The organism is Candidatus Effluviviaceae Genus V sp. (genome assembly GCA_014728125.1).
In the GTDB taxonomy this organism is placed as follows: Bacteria; Joyebacterota; Joyebacteria; order Joyebacterales; family Joyebacteraceae; genus WJMD01.
Window position 1 is genome coordinate 1 of record WJMD01000048.1, and the last position, 5278, is coordinate 5278.

Genomic DNA, 5278 nt, shown 5'->3' on the forward strand with positions numbered 1-5278 from the left:
CGCACACGCGGGGTGAAGCCCCCGCCGACCGAACCATGGAGCGAACACCATGCTGCGCATGACACCGAACAAGATACCGGGCGTCATCGCTCTCACGATTCTGCTGATGAGTGCCGCCCTGAGCGGGAACGCCTCGGCCGCCGAGGTCACCATCGACCCGCCGACGGAGCGCATCGCCGGAGGTCAGGTTGCGGTCCTCACCATCCAGTACGACGGAACGGGCGAGACCGTGGGACTGAGGGGCTACCACTTCGTGATCGACTTCGACGACACGTATGTCTTCATCGACGACCTCGAACTGGACGTCGTGGAGGGGCCCTTTCTGAGCGACGTGGGGCCAACGACCTTTCTCCCCGTGATGGAGGACGGCAACACGCTCGTTGTCGACTGCTCGATCCTCGGGGCCACCACCGGGGCGACGGGAACCGGCGTCCTCTGCACGATCTCGTTCACGGGACAGGCGACCGGCGACGGTGTGAGTCCCGTGACGTTCACCGAGTCACTGCTGAGAGACCCCGACAACTTCCCGATCGGCTGCGTGCCCACGGGGGGCTCCATTGAGCTCGACAACACACCGCCCGACGTACCCACCATGGCGCCCGAGCCGCCGTACACCAGAGGGCTCACGAACACGGTCTACTGGTCGAGCGAGAGCGCCACGGGCGCCGTCGGCTACTGCTCCGAGTGTTCGCTCGAGCCGGACTTCGATCCGATCTATGCAACGAGCGGCTGCACGCCGGCGCTCAATTACGAGTACACGGGACTCATCGACGGAGAGACCTTCTACTACCGCGTGAAGTGCCGGGACGACCTCAACAACACGTCGGGCTGGTCGAACGTCGTCAGCTCGACCCAGGACGACACGGCGCCCGTCTCCGAGGCCGGCCCGCTTGACCCGTATCACAACACGACGTACTTTCCTGTTCCGTTCAGCGCCTCCGACGCCACGAGCGGCGTCTCCTCTGTGATCCTCTACTACCGGGTCGACGGCGGGCCCTATCAGCAGCACCCGGGTACGTACCTGACGAGCCCGATACCCTTCACCGCACCTTCCGAGGGCGTGTACGACTTCTATACGGTTGCGCGCGACGTCGCGGGCAACGTCGAGGGAGTGCCCGCGACTCCCGACTGCTCGACCGAGGTCGATCTGACCGATCCGGCCCCGCCGGTCGATTTCGTCGCGTCCCCCGAGCACAACGCGATCCATCTGTCGTGGTTCGTCGCCGACTCCCGAGCGGCGCCGATCGAGGGGACCCTCATCGTGAGGAAGGCATGGGCGTCCGGGGCCTATCCTGAGTACGACGACGACGGGCCCGCCGCCGGCTACCCCGCGACTCCCGGAGGCGGCGTGGTCGTCGACTTCGTACCGGGGACCGGCATCAGGCACTACTACGACGACGGGTTCGACGACGCCACGCGCAACGTCTACTACTACACGGCCTTCACCAGGGATCTCGCCGGGAATCTCTCGCCCGCCGCCCCGTCTGCGCAGGACCGCTCCACGTCCTACTGGCTGGCGGATGTGACATCGAGCGGCGGCGCCCCCGGTGTCTACGACGGCTTCGTGGACTACTATGACAAGGTCGTGTTCTCCGCCACGTACGACATCGGTGAGGGCCACCCCTCGTACAACCATGAGTGCGACGTCGGCCCGACCGACGACATGTCGCGGATCGGGATCCCGGTGACCGACAACCTCGTGAACTTCGAGGACCTCATGATCCTCGCCATGAACTACGGAAACGTCTGGCCGACCGGCGTTCCCGAGGGCGGACCGCCGGCACGAGGCGGCAGAGGATCCGTCTGCCTCGAACTCGCGGCGGCCGACGGCTCGGTTCGCGAGGGGGCCGTTCGCGTCCTCCGTCTTGCGGGAGAACGCGGAGACGTCAGGGGCGTGAGCGTAACGCTGCGGGTCTCCGGAAGCGATGTCGAGATCGATGTGCCGCCCTGCTGGGCCGAGCCGACCGAGCAGGTCTTCTTCCACGCAGACGACGATCAACCGGACGTCGTCACGGTCGACGTCGCCGCGCTCGGCCCCTGCGGGACGCTTGCCCCGGGGACTGAGCTCTGCGTGCTGCGCGCATCGGATCCCGAGATCCTGCTCGAGATCGCCGACGCGAGCGTCCGCGACGTCGCCAACGCCCCGCTCGATTGGACCGTAACGGCGGGAGGTGGTGCAGACGAACAGCTGGAGCTCGCGTTCCTGCCTCCGACTCCGAACCCGACCAACGGTGACGCAGAGCTTGCCTTCAGCCTCGTGGAGAAGGGCGACGCTGTCGTCTCGATCTTCGACGCGTCGGGACGGCTCGTGCGACGGTTCGTCGAGCCGGGTCTCGAGCCCGGTCGTCATACGCTCAGGTGGGACGGACGCGGACGCGAAGGGAGAGAGACCGCGAGCGGCGTCTACTTCTGTGTGCTCGAGGCGGGCGACCGCCGGATGTCGCGGAAGCTCGTCGTCCTGAGATAGCTGGTGCAGGTGACCTCTCGTCCACCGCTCTGGATGAGGGTCATGGTGGCCCGGTGGGCGCCGGGCTGACCGTCTGTGTTGCCGCCGGGCCACCGAACTACCATTGGAGGAGTTCATGTCCGCCGCGCGGACAGCGCTTGTCTGCCTGGCAGCATGCTCGGTCGTGTGCTGCACGGCGGCGGCCCACCCGGTCGTGATGATCGACCCGCCGGAACTTGCGATGGCTCCGGGAGAGACGCTGAGCGTCTCCGTTCGGGTCGCCGACGTGGATACCATCAGCTGCTACATGGTGGAGCTCTCATTCGACGCCGCCACCATCCAGCTCGTGTCGGCTGCAGAAGGCACGCTCTTCGCGACGAGCGGACACTCGACCATGTTCGACTGGGACCAGCTGGCCGATGGGCTTCACTCGGTGAACGATGTGCTGCTCGGGCCGTGGAGCTACGTGCTCGCACCGGGCGAGCTCGCGAGGCTCAGCATCGGCGGTGTCTGTCCCGGCACATGCTGGCTGGAGATCACGGCGGTCGACCTCCGGGACATCCGCCGGGACCCGATCCTGCCCGTGGAGACCTCGGGGTGCTGCGTTCAGGTGGAGACGACATCGTCCGTGCCGGGGTCGTTCCCGAATGCGGGCCCTCGACTGTCGGCCCTGCCGAACCCGACAACCGCCGGTACCCGGCTCGCGCTTCAACAACCGGCGTCCGCTTCGATGACGGCCGTCCTCTACGACGTGCGTGGGCGAAGGGTCCGTGAGCTGGTCATCCCGGCGGGCTCGACCGGCGCGGCGTGGGACCTGACGGACCGCTTCGGCCGAACCGTTCCGTGCGGTGTCTACTTCGTGGGCCTTGAAGGGCGGATCACAGGAACAAAGATCACGGTGCTTCACTGAAGCGACGGAATCGACACTCCACCGATGAGGAGGGGGAGATGCGAGGGATGCGGTTGTTCGTCACGACGGTCGCGGCGGTCGTTCTTGTGCACGGGGCGGGAACGGCGTCGCCGGCGACCCATCTCGATCCGGCGTACCAGGAGATCAACGTCTACGAGACGGGCGAGGTGTCCGTGACGGTGAACGATGAGGTGCTGGGCGTGACGGGGTACGATCTTCTGATCGAGTACGACCCCATGGTCGTCGAGCCTGTCGGAGTCAGCGAGGGAACGCTCCCCGCTGGGTACGCCGGCGACACGTTCCTGTACTGGGATGTGGACGACCTGAACCGCCTGCTTATCAACGGCGCCGTCCTGGGAGGGAGCGTCGACGGTCCCGGCACGCTCGTGGTCATCGAGTTCATGGGCCTCGCCGACGGGATGTCCTCTCTCGAGTTCGGCACAAGCGAGCTTCGGGACATTGACAACGAGGGGATACCGACGACCTGGGAGGGAGCTACGATCCAGGTGGTCGGTGCCGTGCCGGTCGAGGGCTCCACCTGGACCCGCCTGAAGGCGCTTTTCGACTGATGCCCTCGTTCCCGGCGGGCGTCGCACACGGTCCCTCCAGAGGCTCCCGTGGACCGGACCGTCTATGCGTCCCGGCGGCGGATTGAGCCGAACCGAATCGACGGTTGAACGCCGGCACCGAACATGATACTTTGTGTACGTATCATGTGACCGGCAATGAAGCCGGGGAAAGGAGGAGCATCATGAGACTCTGCTCCATCTTCTTCACCGTCGCGCTTGCGGCCGCGCTCGCGATTCCCGCGGCCGCCGAGACATGGAACACGCCGACCATCGACGGGGTCGTGAGTGTCGGCTTGGACGACTGGGACGCCGATGACTGGGCCATCGACGATCCGGACAATGACTGCCGCTATCCCGACAGCGACCCGGACATGGACGACCTTTACGTCACCTGGGACGCCGACAGCCTCTACGTCGGCATCATCACGGCCGATCCTCCTGGAGGGTTCGGGAACGGGTACGTGCTCTGGATCGACATCGATTTTCAGGACGGCATCACCGGAGCCACCGACTTCTCGAACGCGGACTTCTATGCCCGGAACGTCACCTTCAACGGTGCGGGAATGGACGTCGTGCTCGGCGCATGGAACCTCGAGGGACCGCTCTTCAAGGGATGCGTCGATCCGACGGCCACAACCGACATGCCCGGGGCCCGTGCGGCCTCCGACACGGCGGCGCGTCACATCGAGGGCGCGATCAGCTGGGTCGGGCTCTACGGACCACAGCCCGAGACCGTGCCCGAGGGCACCACGCTCAAGTTCGTCGCCGCCATCGTGGGTGGTGACGGATCGGGCGCCTACGACGCCATGCCGACGACGATGTCGGGCGTCGAGCAGGACGATGCCACGCCCTTCAACGAGACGATCGATCTCGACGTCTTCTACACGGCCATCGTGGACGGCGACCTCGACGGGATCCCGGATCAGGGCTACTCGCTCGTCGAGCCGGTGACGTGGACGCGTATCAAGGCGATGTTCGACGAGTAGCCGTGCGAGGGACGAAGCGATACAAGCGGGGGGCCTGTTGAAGGTCCCCCGCTTCTGTTGTGGGTCCGGCCGGGTCGCGTTAGAATGGGCCGCGTGAGTCCTTCTCCACCGCGCGAAGGAGCGTTGCTGTGACAGGAGAGCTGGTGCGTCTTCGGGCCGCCGACGGCGTCGAGCTGGTCGGCATCTACAGTGAGCCGCCGGATCGACGGCCGCGCGATGTGCTCATTCACGTCCACGGCTACGCGGGCACGTTCTACGAGAACCGGTTCGTCAGCGAGATGGGCGACGCGCTCGCGTCGGCCGGCGTGGCGATGCTCGCCGTCAACAACCGCGGTCACGACTACGTGGCCGACAACCTGAGCGGCTC

Annotated in this window: 5 protein-coding genes; all 5 read left to right on the forward strand. The window is 66.3% G+C overall.

The window, feature by feature from the left end:
• Positions 1 to 49 precede the first annotated feature (49 nt).
• Positions 50 to 2467 (forward strand): T9SS type A sorting domain-containing protein, encoded by a 2418-nt coding sequence (locus GF405_02520; protein MBD3367034.1) that lies wholly within the window; start codon positions 50 to 52, stop codon positions 2465 to 2467.
• Between the two features lie 115 nt (positions 2468 to 2582).
• On the forward strand, positions 2583 to 3356 hold the full coding sequence (locus tag GF405_02525) for a hypothetical protein (protein ID MBD3367035.1): 774 nt from the start codon (positions 2583 to 2585) through the stop codon (positions 3354 to 3356).
• A gap of 38 nt (positions 3357 to 3394) precedes the next feature.
• Complete coding sequence (locus tag GF405_02530) at positions 3395 to 3925, forward strand: hypothetical protein (protein MBD3367036.1); 531 nt, start codon at positions 3395 to 3397, stop codon at positions 3923 to 3925.
• Positions 3926 to 4107: 182 nt separating this feature from the next.
• A complete protein-coding gene (locus tag GF405_02535) occupies positions 4108 to 4911 on the forward strand; it encodes a hypothetical protein (GenBank protein MBD3367037.1) in 804 nt (267 codons plus the stop codon).
• A 128-nt stretch (positions 4912 to 5039) separates the two neighbouring features.
• Positions 5040 to 5278: hypothetical protein (locus GF405_02540; GenBank protein ID MBD3367038.1), on the forward strand; the 239-nt coding region annotated here is incomplete at its 3' end.